Here is a 14,323-nt window from a genome sequence, read left to right as displayed (position 1 = left end):
AAAAGTCGCTTTAACCTTTAGCCAACAAGAGCTAATTAGTTTAATTATCCTAGATAAGTTCTTAAATACTTGACAAAATATAGCAAATAATTTATAATATTAGACAACCAAAAATCATGATAATGCGCTATCAACATCATCAGGTTTGAGGTGTTTAACAATTAGTTTTTCAGTAATCAAATCTGGAATTTATGAGCATTTTAGAACTGATAGAAAAAAGACTAGAAGAAAACTTTGCCCTCCACGAACAATATCTAAATCCCCAGATGGTTAGGGTACTAAAAACGATCGGCTACGATCGCCACTACGTTAAAGCTGAAGGTCCGTACCTATTCGACAATCAGGGGGAAAAGTATCTGGACTTACTGAGTGGTTTTGGTGTTTTCGCTCTCGGACGCAATCACCCCAAGATCGTGCAAACTTTACAAGAAGTATTGACGGCAGCATTGCCCAATTTAGTCCAATTGGATGCTTCTATCCTAGCGGGATTGCTGGCGGAACGGTTAGCAGCGATCGCACCTCCCGGATTAGAACGAGTTTTCTTTGCTAATTCCGGCACAGAAACTGTCGAGGCCGCCATTAAATTCAGCCGCTACGCCACCGGACGCAGCCAAATTGTTTACTGTCAGGGAGGCTACCACGGGTTAACCATGGGTTCCCTTTCCGCCACCGGCGATCCCCATTATCGCCAGGGATTTGGGCCTTTTGTCGCCGATTTTAAGGAAATTCCCTTCGGCGATCTGACCGCACTCGAAAAAGCTCTAATTAACCAAGACGTAGCGGCTTTTATTACCGAACCGATCCAAGGTCACGGGGTGAGAATTCCCGAACCGAACTATCTCCCGGCGGCGGCTGCCCTTTGTCGTCGTTATGGCACTCTTTTTGTAGCCGATGAAGTGCAGACCGGTTTAGGCCGGACTGGCAAAATTTGGGCAGTGGAACATTGGGGGGTAGAACCGGACATTTTATGCGTTGCCAAGGCTCTTTCGGGCGGTTTTGTGCCAGTGGGAGCGGTTCTCTGTCGTCGCTGGATCTTCGATCGAGTATTTGATCGCATGGATCGTTCTGTGGTTCACGGTAGCACTTTTGGTAAAAATAATCTGGCCATGGCCGCCGGTATTGCCACTTTACAGGTGATTGAGGAGGAAAAATTAGTCGAGCGATCGGCTTTGATCGGTCAACAAATTATCGCAGAACTGCAGCCCCTCGTAGATCAGTACGAATGTTTGCAGGAAGTGCGGGGATTGGGTATGATGATCGCCTTGGAATTTGCCGAGCCGAGCAGTTGGTCACTAAAAGCCGCCTGGAAAATGCTAGAAACCGCCAATAAAGGGCTATTTTCCCAGTTAATCGTCGTTCCCCTCTTTACCCGTCATCAAATCCTCTCCCAGGTTTCCGGCCACGGCATGAATATCATCAAGTTTATTCCCCCCCTCACCCTCTCCGATGAGGATTGCCGTTGGATTGTCACCGCCGTTAAGGATGTGGTCGCTGATGCACATCGCTTCCCAGGGGCCGCTTGGGAATTCGGCAAAACCTTGGCCAGTCAAGCTATCCGCCAAAAAACCGCCAAAAAATAGTTAATATGTCCAGTTTATTTCATCCCCTCTGCGGTAGTAATCTTAGTACCCTATTACGTTTATTTTTGACTAATGGCGGCATCGATCGCCCCAATTTGGCCCCAGCAACCCTGGCGCTGGCAGTTACCCTAGCGCGACTGCCTTTTTCTACCCTAGAACGAATTTTAATGACAGGGTTTTATGAGCGCCGCGTGCAGGTAAAAGCACCCATTTTTATTGTCGGCTATTGGCGCAGCGGCACGACCCATCTGCACAATTTACTCGGTCAATCGGAGCATTTTGGCTATATTTCACCCCTAGCGGTGGGATTACCCTGGGATATCCTCGGTATCGTCCGCTTATTTCAACCGCTGCTAGAATTAGCCCTACCGAGCGATCGCCATGTGGATAACGTCGCTGTTACTCCCAATTCACCCCAAGAAGATTCGATCGCCCTGGCCAGTATGATCCCCCTTTCCTACTACCATGGTTTATACTTTCCCCAACGTTTTCAGTATCATTTCGATCGAGGGGTTTTTTTTCAAGGCTGCAGCGAGAAAGAAATCGCCAATTGGCAACGTTGGCATACTCATCTATTAAAAAAAGTTTCCATCCACCAAAAAGGCAAACAATTACTACTCAAAAACCCCGTTTATACGGCACACATCGCCAGATTGCGAGCTATCTGGCCCGATGCTAAATTTATTCATATCTACCGCAATCCCTATCTAGTTTTTCCCTCAACCCGCCACTTTTTTACCCGCATTCTACCGGAACTAGCACTGCAATCCTACGATAATTTATCTATTGATGTCATCGAGCAAGCGATTCTGAAAAGTTATCCCTTAATGCTCAATTCTCTCCTGGGAGATAGTGCCGATTTACCCGCCGATAGTTTTGTAGAAATTCGTTTTGAGGATTTAGAAAAAGACCCCCTAGCACAAATCGAGAAAATCTACGATCAACTGCAACTTCCCGACTTAAAAATATCTATGCCTCGCTTTGAGAAATATATCGCCAGTCTGCAAGGATATAAAAAAAATAATTATCCCCCAGAACCAAAAGCGATCGAGTTAGTCGAATCTCATTGGCTGCCATTTATTCAACGTTGGAATTATTTTTAGTTATCAGCTTTTTCAGTTATCAGTTATCAGTTATCAGTTATCAGTCATAACTCATAACTCATAATTTAATATGAAATATCTTAAATTTATTTTTCTGGGTTTAGGTTTTGTTTTACTAGGGGTAATTTTGCGCCAAACAAATCTGCAAGAAGTTTGGCAACAAATCACCCTAGTCGGTTGGTGGGGAATGACATTAGTGATTATTTTTTACTTCCTAGAATTCCTCACCGATGTTTTTACTTGGCAACTAACTTTTAAAAGTATTCCTATCCAACCTAGATGGACAATTCGCCTATTATTAATTTACATGGTAGGGGCAGCCTTTAATCGCGTGACTCCCTTCGCTTCGTTGGGAGGAGAAGGTTTTAAAGCAGTGATGTTAAAAACTCACTATCAGATTAGCTATAAAGAAACCAGTGCCTCGATTATTCTGACAAAAACGTTAAATACTGCTTCCCTTGTCTTCTTTGCAATTATCGGTTTTTTTCTGCTCCTAGCTTCCCCAAAATTTTCTAATTCTTTTAAAACTTTTACTGGATTAAGTCTCGCTATATTCTCCAGTTGTATTCTGATATTTTTCTTGATTCAGCGATTCCGTTTATCCTCCAGAATAGTTAATCGATTAGGTCATTCTTTTTTAGGCGATCGCCTAGCCAAACCTTTAGAAAATCTTCGCAGTGTCGATGATCGTTTAGGAGAATTTTACCGGAATCTGCCCCTATTTAGAAATGGCTTGATCGTCGGTTTTCTCAATTGGCCCCTCGGAGTTTTAGAAATTTATGTTTTAATGCAGTTTCTCCAACATCCGATCACTTTTGCCGATGCTTGGTTATTTGATTCTGTTGCCCAATTGGTACGCGCTGGAACCTTTTTTATTCCCGCTAATATCGGTACTTTAGAAGGTTCTTTAGTGCTGCTGGGTGCTTCCTTAACCGGCAGTCTAGAATTAGGTTTAGCGATTTCTCTAATTCGCCGGGTTAAAGATATTCTCTGGATTATATTAGGTTTATTGATCTGGTGGTTATTTTCCCTAAGACCGACTTTACCCGATCGCTCTTCAAAATAATCTCCATCAGTCAACTCCCGATTATTCATCCTGTAATTTTTCGCGTACATTGCGAACAATCCGCGATAATTCAGTCTTTTCATCGACGCTAATTTTAGTCGGAGAACCACTAATAATCCGCTCGTAATTGCGGAAAGAATCCTTGATATCCGCCCCGTCCTGACTGATAGTATATTCACGAATCCCTTTATCGTGCCAAGAACCGCGCATCTTAAAGACGTTAATCGCTCGCGACATTTCGCCGCGAATTTCCACATACTGCAACATTAAAATCGTGTCGGTAATCGTAGAAATATGGGATTCAGTGATCGAGTGCGCTCCCATAAATTGGTCGGTAGTATTGGTGAAAAATCCCGTAATTTCCTCCTGTTTGGCGTATCCTGTCACCCCGATCACAAATTGCCGAAAAGCATTATTTGTCACCCCCCGCGCGAGTGCCGATAGAGAATCAATAGCAATACGAGAGGGTTTAAATTCCGAGATTTCCGACTTAATCATCTGTAAATGGTCTTCCAATCCCGCCGATTCGGGGTAAGAACACAATAATTTTAATAATCCCTTGCGTTCCATCTCCTCAAAATCGATCCCCCAAGAAGAAGCATTTCGGGACAATTGAGCGCGAGATTCTTCATAAGCGAACAAAATCGCCCGCTCACCGCGCCTACAGCCTTCTTCCAGAAATTTACTGACTAAGAGAGTTTTACCCGTACCTGTTGCTCCTGTGGCCAAAATAATCGAATCCTTGAAAAAACCGCCTCCACACATATCATCAAGGGTTTTTACTCCCGAAGAAATGCGGACATTAGAAGAGCGCTGAGTTAAACGCATCGCACCGAGGGGGAAGATATTAATGCCATCATTGGTGATAGTAAAGGGATATTCCCCCTTCATGTGGGTTGTTCCCCGTAATTTGAGGATTTCTGCGGTTCTGCGTCGCCTTTCTCCCTCTAGCACGTTCCGCATAATTACCACATTATCAGAGACAAATTCCTCTACACCAAAACGGGCCACCGCTCCGTATTCTTCGATACGTTCCGTGGTCATAATTGAAGTCACTTCTAATAATTTTAACCGGGCCACGAGCCGAAAAATTTCTCGCCGCACCACTGATGCCGCTTCGTACTGCTGAAAAACGGCAGTTACAGAGTCAATTGATACCAGTTTGGCTTTATATTTGGTAATTGCGTATTGAATGCGCTCGATTAAGGCCGAAAGATCAAAACTACCCACCACCTCTTGACCTTCCGGATCTGGGGAAGCATCGAGAATAAATAATTTACCCTGGTCAATTAATTCTTCTAAATCCCAACCAAAACTATAGGCATTTTGAATGATATCGGTGGGAGATTCTTCAAAAGTAACAAACAGGCCCGGATAGTCAAAATACTTGATCCCATGGTAGAGAAATTGCACAGCAAGCAGGGTTTTTCCCGTGCCAGAAGTGCCACTAACTAAGGTAGTTCTCCCCATGGGTAAACCACCGTGAGTGATCTCATCAAAACCTTCAATTAGGGTTCTAATTTTGCGAACACCTTTCGGTTTAATCGGTGGATTCGATTGGCTATTAGAGTTAGATTGAGTCATTATTTATCCAGCGAGTATTTAAAGAGTAGGATTTTTATCTAATTTTTCCACAGAAACATATCAAGCCTGACTAAACACTTTACACTATCTCGATTTCCATTGACTCTTGACTTTCCCATAGAGGTACTAGATTAAGCCCCGATCATTTCTTCTTCAATCAATATAACCCGTCTAATCAACTATGGACAAAGACCTAGCTATCATTTTCTCGTTCACGAATTTCCTCGTATAGTAAGTCTAAACCGATCAGAACCTTCTCTCGATCGGACAAATCACCAATAATTTTCCGCACCGGGGGAGGGAGGACTTTCGCAAGGGTAGGAGTAGCGAGAATCTTGTCTTCCTCCGCTAGTTGCGGGTTTTTCAGCACGTCAATCACCTTGAGCGCATACACTCCCTGAAATTCCTCTTCTAGGATATTTTTCAGGGTTTTTAAGGCACGCACGGAGTTGGGGGTATTGCCGGCGACGTACAGTTTTAAAACATAGGTTTTTTTAAAGACGCTCATAGGTTAAGATCAAAGGGGCTGGGGATAGGAGTTCATTGTTATTTATGGGGGAGATTTTAGTCTATTCCCAATAATAAATCATAAGGGATATCCTCGCGAGGTATGGAACGACGGTACATTTCCCCCAAGTGAGCAAGGATATCAATGAGAGCGAGACGATAATCTAGGAGAATCTCCTCACTTCTGCCTTCTAATTTTAACTGTTGGGAAAATTCATCCATTAACTCCATGTGAATTTCCAGAATTTGCGACACTGAGAGATCGGTAAAAAAGACATTATTAACCAACTCATCGATCGCTTGATTAATCGGATAATCCTGTTGGAAGTAATTTAAAATAATCTCCCGATAATCTCTTCTTAATTCCCGCAGTAATTCTTTTTTTTCCTCCGGGGCAAGATTGCGATAGAATAGCTGCGGGTTGCGTTTGTAGTAAACACCTAAATAGCCGAGTCTTTCTTTTAATTTTTCTGCTAAACGGCGCTGTTGTAGGAGGAGAAAACTGTGATTATTTTCCACGGGATTCGGTTGGTTAACAATCGTAGTACGCTCGGAAAAAGAGCAATTAGGAGCTAAATGGAGAAATCGAGCGATCGCTTGGTCGATGACCGAGGTGATGCTGTCTAATTCCTTGACGGTGATTTGTAATTCGGCACTATGATAGAGACAGGTGGGAGAGTCATTCATCTCAGGAGCGATGTTCTTGTCAGCGACAATGATCACTACTGGCAGTAAAATCCCCCCTTCGTAGAGTTGATTAAAAGTCGGCTGTAGGGAAGGATGAAAGACCACCAGCAAACAATCGATTTTTTCCTTCTCTGCCTCGATATTAGCCAATAGTTCGCTAGAAGATGACCCCAGGGTTAGATTATACCGTTCATTAGCCAATAAAGCCGTCAAAGAATTAACCAGCCCCAGAGGTGAACTCACCCCCGTCAAGGGTGAGTCCGTTGGGACAAAAGCATAAATAGTCAGTCTCGGAGGCAACGTTTTCTCACCCGCAAGGTAGATAGAAATTGACAAACAATAGGTTAGGCTTTCTCTGTTGAGAAGACAACCCCCCGCCATCAGCTAAGGGAAGTTAAAGGTTAACTTTGCTTTTTGGCAGTAGGTATCGTAGTTAATTGTAATCAATGGAGCGGTTCTCTAGATGAGCGAGCGTCATAATCAAGGTAAATTCAAGTTCTAGGACGACTAATAGTTTGGCCATCAGTTTGTTAATTAGGGCTGGCTGAATAAATCTAAAAACCTTGTTGGATAAGACTTTTAGACCTTTTTGAAATCCAAAAGTGCCGGGGATGGGAGTGATCAGGGGGAAAATTCAGGGACTTTTGCCCTGAAAATTAGGTAATTGACCACCTGAAAATCGGTAAAACCCTATACCCTACACCCTACACCCTACACCCTGCCCCCACCGAAAAACTTTTTGCCGCAAACCCTAATTATGCCCTAAAGCTACCGCCACCGCCCCCTAATTATCCCCATGCCTAGCGTTACCCTCAGTCTCCATCACTTTAATCAATCCGTCACTGCCTGTGAATTAATTATTGACAGGGCCAGTCTTTGCGATTTAATTAACACGGGCAATCCAGAAGCGATCGTGGTGGTGGATGAGAGGTATTGTCCCCTAGGACTGATTGAGAGTCAAGCCCTGATTGCTTACCTCCTCTATCAACAACAGCACCCCGAAACCAGAAACCCCTCCTGCAACCGTCTCGATCTAAGCGGTTGGCTGCGTCCAATTATCCCTCTTAACTCGCGCATGGCCGTGAGTGAGTTTCTAGCCACCCTGACGGCAGAAGCGATCGCAAAAGCCCCTATTTTAGTCGATGCTCAGGGGAAACTGTTAGGACGCTTAGACACGGGCAAACTTCTCCAATTTTGTCTCGGGCGTTCGATTCTCGATGATCCCCCCCCGCAGCTCCGCATCAGCGATCGCATTACCCCCCCCCGCAGCGATCATCCTCTGGAATTTCTGGAACAATTACCGCTGCCGGTGCTGCTCTACAGTCCAGAAGCAGGGATTTTATACCAAAATCAGGCTTGGTGTCAACAAATCGGGGCAGCTTTCCCCGCTAATATTGATAAATCTCCCTTTGCTTTGGTTAATGACCCCCTAACCCTCCCATCCCCCACTCCCCCCCTGTTTCCCCAGCGTCTAGAAACAGTGACATCGGGTTTAACCAAGACTTGGCGCCTGTTGTCCGTGCCGTTAAATTTAACGGATAATTATCCTTTGATCGAGAAAGCTTCAGAACTGTGGTTACTGTTAGCCACCGATATCACCGAACAACAGCAATATTGTCAGGAATTAGCGGTTAAAAATGCCGATCTAGTCCATTTAAATCGTCTTAAGGATGAATTTCTCGCCTGTGTTAGCCATGAGTTTAAATCGCCCCTCACCGCCGTTATCGGTCTCTCCAGTCTGCTCCTGGAACAAAAAATCGGTGAACTTAACCCCCGACAGTCCAAATATGCCGATTTAATCTATCGCAGCGGTCGTCAGTTGATGGCTCTGGTCAATGATCTCCTCGATTTAACCCGCCTAGAGACAGGACAACTACAATTAACTTTATCTAGAGTCAAAATCGATCGCCTCTGTCAACGGGTGTACGATATCATCGTCGATAAGCATCCCCAACGTCTCGATCTCCCCAGCAGCTATCGTCTTGACATCGAATCGGGGTTAGACTATGTTCTGGCCGATGAGGCCCGTTTACAACAGATGTTAGTGCATTTGTTAGATAATGCGGTAAAATTTACCGTTGATGGCGGTAATTTGGGCATTAAAGTCAATCGTTGGGAAAATTGGCTGGCTTTTACCGTCTGGGACACGGGGATCGGTATTCCAGAAGAATCCCAGCATCTGATTTTTCAGAAATTCCAACAGCTAGAAAGTCCTTTCACCCGTCAATTTGAGGGCGCAGGTTTAGGTTTAGTCCTCAGCCAAAAATTAGCACGCTGTCACGGTGGCGATCTATCCTTTGTCTCCAGGGCCCAGGAAGGTAGTGAATTTACTTTACTACTGCCGGTTCATCCCCAAGGTGCCGAGCAGGAGTCCGCTACTCCCCAGCGTCTGGTGTTGGTGGTGGAAGCTAATCCCCAAGTGATCGAACAGTTTGTCGATCGCTTGAGTGAATTGGGATTAAAAGCCATTATCGCCCGTAGCGGCACTGAGGCGATCGAAAAAGCCCGGCAGTTAAAACCCCGTTGTGTTTTTCTCAATCCCAATCTACCCCTCTTGTCCGGTTGGGATGTGTTAACGCTGCTCAAATCCCATCCCCAAACCAAAGATATAAAAGTTATTGTCACCGCCGCCGATTCCGAGCGCAACCGCAGTCAACAGCAAGGGGCCGATAGTTTTCTGGTTCCACCAATCACCTCGGCTGCCCTGCAAGCTTGCCTAAATCTGACCGTTTCCCCTGTTCCTAGCCGAAAACAGCGCACTGCTCCGACTCTGCTGCGTTTACACGGTCATTATGCCCCCAATTTCTCCGATTTATCTTCCTTTAGCTGGATTTGGAATAATCAATTAGTTCGGGAGAATTATCGTTTTATCGAGGCCGATAGTTGCGAACAGGCGGAACTTTTAGCCACTGTCTGGGAGGTGGACGCTATCTTAATTGATAGTTCGATCGCAGAAGATTTATACTCTTATCTGCAAACCTTGAGCGAGTCGGAAACCCTCGCTAATTTACCCCTAGTCACCCTTGATGTGGCTGTCACCGAGGTGGCTAATCAAATCCCCGGTTTAGCCGTTTTTCCCTGTTTGGCCCCCCCAACGGAAAACCGCATCGAACAGCTATTAAAGGTGATCGAGACTGCTGATCTGGCTTTTTCTCGCCACAAAGAACAGTAAGGGTAAGTCGGGCCAGTCTTGGGAATACAAGCAATGTCGATGCTCTAGCCCGATTTTCCCCAGAAGTTGGCGCTAAAGCGTAACTACAAACCTTAACTCAACCTAGAGATTATTAACTCAATTTTCTCAAAAAAATCGACCAGCTGTTAGGTGAAAAAAAGAGAAGAACCGAGAACATTAACGCACCCTACAAATTAAGATGGTGCGTTACGGCGCGATCATAATTTAATTATTAACAAATTTCCTTTAAATACGCGCAAACACGCACCATAAAAGCTTGATTTAAGAGAAGTAGAATCCTTTATTTAGTCAATAAGTTAACATATAATTGAGTTAAGACATTCTCATTCAACGATTTTCCCTATGCCACAAGCTCAGGAACCGAACGATAAAAATTATGAAGTGGAGCGTCAATTGAGGAGTCTTAATCGGCGCCTGGAGCGTCTGGAAGATACCCAAGTGACAGGAAGAGAGCTAAACCGGAGTTTTGATCGGATCTATGAGGAAATTGATCATCTTGAAGATAAAGTTGATCGGCTTCAATCGAATTTTGAAGAGTTTCGTGATGAGATTAACCAAAAATTAGATACGATTTTACAACATATTACGGGGATCAATTAAATGGTGATTACCAGATTGACAAAGATTGCTGCGGGGGTTATTGGTTGAGAGATGAAGATTAACGATGGTATCACTCCCTAGTAGTGACAGTATCGGTGCGAGTGCCGATTTAGCAGTGCGAGAGAAAATTGTTATAATAACTAAAAAAACTCACTACACCAGTCTCAAGGAGGAAAAGATGTCTCAACTCTCTATTCAATCAGATCTGGTCGAGAATAAAATTCAGGCTAGGCTCGTTCATCGCGTCGCCTCAATTATTGATTATTTTATCAAGAATGAGAGCTTATTAGAAGATTTAAATAGAGACGAAATGGTTGCGTATTTAATGAAGTTACTAAGCCAAAATTTTTCTTCTTCAGAATTAGAAATGATGTCCGATGAAAATCTAACTCAGAAAATTAGGCAAGTTTTGGGAGTACAAGCAATGGCGGGAATGCTGAAGGATTTAACTGCGGAACAAATGGCAGAGTTTGACGCAGTGATCGCAAGTTTTAGACAAAAATATTAAATAGTCGTGGGTTATCTACTCGATACTAACATCGTCACAGCTATTCTCAAAGACAACCAAGTAGTTGTTGAGAAATTAAGTGAAGTAAGACTACAAGGAAATGATGTTTTTATAAGCTGTATTACCTATTTAGAAACTGAGGCTGGATTATTAGCAGTTAAAGCAACGAATAAGTTAGCAAGATTTCAGGATTTGTGCCGCACTGATTTAAGAGTATTGTTATTAGATACAATGGAAATTGTCCATGAAGCCGCAGCAATTTGTGCTGATTTAAGGCGCAAAGGAACCCCCATACAAATGGCTGATATTCTCATTGCAGCAACAGCTATTAGCCATAATCTCATCCTCATTTCTGATGACTCAGATATGCTGAGAGTTCAGAGATTAACCGTAGAAAATTGGCTGCGATGATTTAGGGAGATAAGCTGTTCATCATTTAAATTGGTATTTGAGGTTGCGGGGGAGCAGGGAGAGAGTGAGTTTCGCAGTTTGCTTTATAACATCCTAATACCCAGTTTAAATGCGCTACAGCTTAATACTATTATATCCTTGATTTCCCCTCCTTGAGGAGGTGGAGCGGGTCGGGGAAATGTCAAATCTTATTACTGAAACAATTAGGCTGAAACTAATTCAAATTTAACCTTTATTTTTAGGGCTGTAGCGATGAGATTTAGCAACAAAAAAGAGTTTCCTTCATAGTCAGCATTTTCTAAGGCTTCAATAATAGATTCATCAGTATTAATTAATTCTGCTAAAGCTTTTGTTGAAAGATGATGTGTTTCCTTAATCTTAAATATTTTTCTGGCTACTTCGTCATCAATACGAGCCTTTTCTAATTCTAATTGACGTTCTGGATTATTAGCATAATAACGTTGGTAAAGAATTTGTAAGCCATCGGCTGTCGTTTGGTGTGTATTCATATCAACTCCTGAAAATAGGTGTGTAATTCGGGATTTTTTTCAAATTTAGCTTTGTTTTTAATTGCTTGCTCGATTTCCAGTGGTAGAACTTCTTTTTCTTTAATTATACCATGAGAAATGACCACAGCTTTGTTTTTATAAAAGAAATAAAGAATTCTATAATTTATTCCTTTAAAATTAACTCTCAATTCATAAATTTTGTCCCGCAAAAAGTCTGCTTCTGGTCTGCGTAATTCATATCCTAGTTCTGCCAGTCTTTGTAATTTGATAAAGCATTTGTTTTGAGCTTTGCCAGGAAGACTATCAAGCCATTCTATAATTGGTATATTACCTCTTTCATCTTGGTAAAAAATAAGTTGTATTTTTGGCATATTAAAGCTTTTATATATGTGAGTTTTCTAACAAATGATAAATTAAATAGTGTCAAGTATCGAGTTCCCCAAAAGCTGATGTTTCCGTGAGCAAAACCCCTAAAATTAGACTTGACAAAAGACCTGAGATTGTTATATTTTACAGGTAACAAGCTTTTAAACGAGAGAGCCACGCCCCACGCACCAATTATATCATTCATTCTGCCTGAATATCAAACAGGAACTAGAAACCTGTTACTAGGGAGAGATTACTGCGGGGGGGATATTCGGTAGCAGTTAAATAATCATAATAAAAACCACTCCAGACACAGTGGTGGCTCTTGTCGGGTGCGTTAGTGATAGCGTAACACACCAATTTTCTTAAGATGCTGCGTTACGGCGCGATCATAGTTTAATTATTAACAAATCTCCTTTAAATACGCGCAAACACGCACCCTACAAGCTACTAACAAGGCTCATTTTGACTCGTTGATTAAGGGCAGTGGCAATTTTTTGTAGCATTATTAGGGGATTGTCTTGATAGTCAGCGTCTTCTAGATCTTCAATAACGGATTGCTCAACATGGATTAGGTCGGCTAGTTGTTGTTGAGTTAATCCAGCATTCATACGAGCGTCATAAATCAATTGTGCGATTTCTGAGTTGAGGGATTCTAGGGCAATTTGTTCTTTGATTGTGGGATCGTCTGCAATCATTTGGTGAATGATTTTTACGGCATCTGTGGTTTTAGGCATTGTTTATTTCTCCTTGATAAGTATGAAGTTCTGGATTTTGTTTAAATTGTGCTTTTCTTTGGATAATTCTCTCGATGTCTTGTGAGGGAACGGCGGAAGTTTTTTTGATAAGAGCATGACCAATAATTGCTATATTTTGACCATGATAAAAATAGAGGATTCGATATTGTATGGTTCCCTGTTTGGCTCTAAGCTCCCAGATATCATTTCTGAGATAATCGGCAGCAGGGCGGTGCAGTTCATGACCTTGTGCGGCAAGTTGTTCGATTTTGGTTATACATTTGGCAAATCCTTTTTTATCAGTTTTGAGTAATTTCTGAAGCCACTCAACAACAGGTGAGATGCCTTCTGCTTCTTGATAAAAGATGATTTTTGTCTTTGGCACGTTTCTTTTTAAATAGTATGCGATGAAAAATCAATAAATGTAATCAGGTGATGGTGATGGGTATCGAATTGCTGGATAGCTCATAACCTCGTTGAAAAGAATTATGCGATCGCCCCTTGTTTATCCCCTAAATTAAACTTAGAAATTCCGCGATAATAGACATCAACATCGTTAAGTATCGAGTTCTGTGAAAAGCTGATGTTTCCGTGAGCAAACCCCCTAAAATTAGACTTGACAAAAAACCTGAGATCGTTATATTCTACAGGTAACAAGCTTTTGCACGAGAGAAAGAGTACCCTGACGCAACGCCTGAATGGATCGATGGTCCGTACTACCACTCATCCACCCCTCCTCTATCCCCACCAATCGTCTCATATCCGTCCAATAAGCTGGCAGGTGGGCCTTGGGGGCTTCAGCACTATAGGTTAGGTCAGATATATACAACCAACTCCCTCCTTTTCTCCAGCCGACGCGATCGCCGAACTTATCCCACACTACCCTTACATAGTTTCTTGTGCCACCGAGACTCTCATAGATTTCTCTCTGAACGCTGAAGCCGAATTTACCTTTACTAGCTGACAACCAAAGCCGGTCAATGATGCCCAAATCTTCACAGGAAAAGTTCTCAATATCTTCGTCTCTGAACCATCCTTCCTTTTCTCTCTTAGCAGCTTGAAGCATTGCCCTAGTTGTTTCCTTATCTGCTTCTTTCCATTTCCCTGCTGCTAGTAGGTCTCGCAGACGGGTATAATTCACTCCTGTTGACCTCGATATAAGAGTAGTTCCTGGCTTGAGGACAGGTGAAGGGTTCGGTTTTGGCGTTGGTACAACAGCAATAGAGGGGCTAGGTTTAGGAACAGGTGAGCTAGTCACAGGAGGAGGTGAAGGGGTCGGTTTTGGCGTTGGCACAACAGCAATAGATGGGCTAGGTTTAGGAACAGGTGAGCTATACTTTAGACGTTCATAATCTGAGATTTATTAAACTTCTGAAATCGTAGAGTCAGCAAAGAATCCAGTTCTTTTTTATGTTTCAGATGGGCATCATTCAAACATTCATAAATGGCTGAAGAAAAGTCAGAAAAGTTTT

Annotated in this window: 15 protein-coding genes and 1 pseudogene; 7 read left to right on the top strand and 9 right to left on the bottom strand. The window is 42.8% G+C overall.

The window, feature by feature from the left end:
* The first annotated feature begins 191 nt into the window (after positions 1–191).
* From O9323_RS02585 to O9323_RS02575, 3 genes are all read left to right on the top strand, one after another.
* Positions 192–1,580 carry an aspartate aminotransferase family protein gene (locus O9323_RS02585; RefSeq protein WP_288124653.1) on the top strand — a complete coding sequence of 463 codons (1,389 nt, stop codon included), beginning with the start codon at positions 192–194 and terminating at the stop codon, positions 1,578–1,580.
* A 5-nt stretch (positions 1,581–1,585) separates the two neighbouring features.
* Entirely contained in the window at positions 1,586–2,683 is a 1,098-nt protein-coding gene (locus O9323_RS02580; protein WP_288124652.1) for a sulfotransferase family protein, read from the top strand.
* Between the two features lie 70 nt (positions 2,684–2,753).
* Complete coding sequence (locus O9323_RS02575) at positions 2,754–3,749, top strand: lysylphosphatidylglycerol synthase transmembrane domain-containing protein (protein ID WP_002750906.1); 996 nt, start codon at positions 2,754–2,756, stop codon at positions 3,747–3,749.
* A 21-nt stretch (positions 3,750–3,770) separates the two neighbouring features.
* On the opposite strand, the gene kaiC is transcribed toward O9323_RS02575, so the two are convergent.
* From kaiC to O9323_RS02560, 3 genes are all read right to left on the bottom strand, one after another.
* Entirely contained in the window at positions 3,771–5,333 is a 1,563-nt protein-coding gene (kaiC, locus tag O9323_RS02570; protein WP_002743493.1) for a circadian clock protein KaiC, read from the bottom strand.
* 193 nt (positions 5,334–5,526) lie between these two features.
* The gene (gene kaiB / locus O9323_RS02565) at positions 5,527–5,841 is read right to left on the bottom strand and encodes a circadian clock protein KaiB (protein ID WP_002733742.1); all 315 of its coding nucleotides are present in this window, start codon (positions 5,839–5,841) and stop codon (positions 5,527–5,529) included.
* A gap of 56 nt (positions 5,842–5,897) precedes the next feature.
* On the bottom strand, positions 5,898–6,827 hold the full coding sequence (locus tag O9323_RS02560; RefSeq protein WP_002750903.1) for a circadian clock protein KaiA: 930 nt from the start codon (positions 6,825–6,827) through the stop codon (positions 5,898–5,900).
* A gap of 496 nt (positions 6,828–7,323) precedes the next feature.
* Between O9323_RS02560 and O9323_RS02555 the strand changes: the two genes are divergently transcribed.
* The 4 genes from O9323_RS02555 to O9323_RS02540 all read left to right on the top strand — a co-directional run bounded on the left by O9323_RS02555 (position 7,324) and on the right by O9323_RS02540 (position 11,239).
* Positions 7,324–9,699 carry an ATP-binding response regulator gene (locus tag O9323_RS02555; RefSeq protein WP_288124651.1) on the top strand — a complete coding sequence of 792 codons (2,376 nt, stop codon included), beginning with the start codon at positions 7,324–7,326 and terminating at the stop codon, positions 9,697–9,699.
* Between the two features lie 363 nt (positions 9,700–10,062).
* A complete protein-coding gene (locus tag O9323_RS02550; protein ID WP_002733843.1) occupies positions 10,063–10,320 on the top strand; it encodes a hypothetical protein in 258 nt (85 codons plus the stop codon).
* Between the two features lie 64 nt (positions 10,321–10,384).
* On the top strand, positions 10,385–10,828 hold the full coding sequence (locus O9323_RS02545) for a hypothetical protein (RefSeq protein ID WP_002750901.1): 444 nt from the start codon (positions 10,385–10,387) through the stop codon (positions 10,826–10,828).
* A gap of 6 nt (positions 10,829–10,834) precedes the next feature.
* Positions 10,835–11,239 carry a type II toxin-antitoxin system VapC family toxin gene (locus O9323_RS02540; protein WP_002750899.1) on the top strand — a complete coding sequence of 135 codons (405 nt, stop codon included), beginning with the start codon at positions 10,835–10,837 and terminating at the stop codon, positions 11,237–11,239.
* Between the two features lie 203 nt (positions 11,240–11,442).
* Here O9323_RS02540 and O9323_RS02535 read toward each other — a convergent pair whose 3' ends face one another.
* From O9323_RS02535 to O9323_RS02510, 6 genes and pseudogenes are all read right to left on the bottom strand, one after another.
* On the bottom strand, positions 11,443–11,748 hold the full coding sequence (locus O9323_RS02535) for a helix-turn-helix domain-containing protein (RefSeq protein ID WP_002732780.1): 306 nt from the start codon (positions 11,746–11,748) through the stop codon (positions 11,443–11,445).
* Positions 11,745–12,119: a type II toxin-antitoxin system RelE/ParE family toxin gene (locus O9323_RS02530; protein ID WP_002734817.1), complete on the bottom strand. Its 375-nt coding sequence runs from the start codon at positions 12,117–12,119 to the stop codon at positions 11,745–11,747. Before O9323_RS02530 ends, O9323_RS02535 begins: the two co-directional genes overlap by 4 nt.
* 435 nt (positions 12,120–12,554) lie before the next feature.
* Positions 12,555–12,851 (bottom strand): helix-turn-helix domain-containing protein, encoded by a 297-nt coding sequence (locus tag O9323_RS02525; protein ID WP_002731911.1) that lies wholly within the window; start codon positions 12,849–12,851, stop codon positions 12,555–12,557.
* Positions 12,844–13,236, bottom strand: a complete 393-nt coding sequence (locus O9323_RS02520) for a type II toxin-antitoxin system RelE/ParE family toxin (protein WP_002750896.1) — start codon at positions 13,234–13,236, stop codon at positions 12,844–12,846. The genes O9323_RS02525 and O9323_RS02520 overlap by 8 nt, the downstream gene beginning before the upstream one ends.
* A gap of 252 nt (positions 13,237–13,488) precedes the next feature.
* Positions 13,489–13,992 carry a GUN4 domain-containing protein gene (locus O9323_RS02515; RefSeq protein WP_288124649.1) on the bottom strand — a complete coding sequence of 168 codons (504 nt, stop codon included), beginning with the start codon at positions 13,990–13,992 and terminating at the stop codon, positions 13,489–13,491.
* A gap of 197 nt (positions 13,993–14,189) precedes the next feature.
* Positions 14,190–14,323 (bottom strand): annotated as a pseudogene (locus O9323_RS02510) (IS630 family transposase); the annotation flags it as partial.

The sequence above is a fragment of the Microcystis sp. LE19-131.1A genome, from assembly GCF_027532015.1.
Lineage (GTDB): Bacteria > Cyanobacteriota > Cyanobacteriia > Cyanobacteriales > Microcystaceae > Microcystis > Microcystis ichthyoblabe_A.
This window is presented reverse-complemented; position numbering and strand designations above follow the sequence as displayed.

Excerpts from the sequence above, each read along its gene's own strand:
- O9323_RS02585 (WP_288124653.1), top strand. The coding sequence starts at position 192 with ATGAGCATTTTAGAACTGATAGAAAAAAGACTAGAAGAAAACTTTGCC.
- O9323_RS02580 (WP_288124652.1), top strand. The coding sequence starts at position 1,586 with ATGTCCAGTTTATTTCATCCCCTCTGCGGTAGTAATCTTAGTACCCTA.
- O9323_RS02575 (WP_002750906.1), top strand. The coding sequence starts at position 2,754 with ATGAAATATCTTAAATTTATTTTTCTGGGTTTAGGTTTTGTTTTACTA.
- kaiC (WP_002743493.1), bottom strand. The coding sequence starts at position 5,333 with ATGACTCAATCTAACTCTAATAGCCAATCGAATCCACCGATTAAACCG.
- kaiB (WP_002733742.1), bottom strand. The coding sequence starts at position 5,841 with ATGAGCGTCTTTAAAAAAACCTATGTTTTAAAACTGTACGTCGCCGGC.
- O9323_RS02555 (WP_288124651.1), top strand. The coding sequence starts at position 7,324 with ATGCCTAGCGTTACCCTCAGTCTCCATCACTTTAATCAATCCGTCACT.
- O9323_RS02550 (WP_002733843.1), top strand. The coding sequence starts at position 10,063 with ATGCCACAAGCTCAGGAACCGAACGATAAAAATTATGAAGTGGAGCGT.
- O9323_RS02545 (WP_002750901.1), top strand. The coding sequence starts at position 10,385 with ATGGTATCACTCCCTAGTAGTGACAGTATCGGTGCGAGTGCCGATTTA.
- O9323_RS02535 (WP_002732780.1), bottom strand. The coding sequence starts at position 11,748 with ATGAATACACACCAAACGACAGCCGATGGCTTACAAATTCTTTACCAA.
- O9323_RS02530 (WP_002734817.1), bottom strand. The coding sequence starts at position 12,119 with ATGCCAAAAATACAACTTATTTTTTACCAAGATGAAAGAGGTAATATA.
- O9323_RS02525 (WP_002731911.1), bottom strand. The coding sequence starts at position 12,851 with ATGCCTAAAACCACAGATGCCGTAAAAATCATTCACCAAATGATTGCA.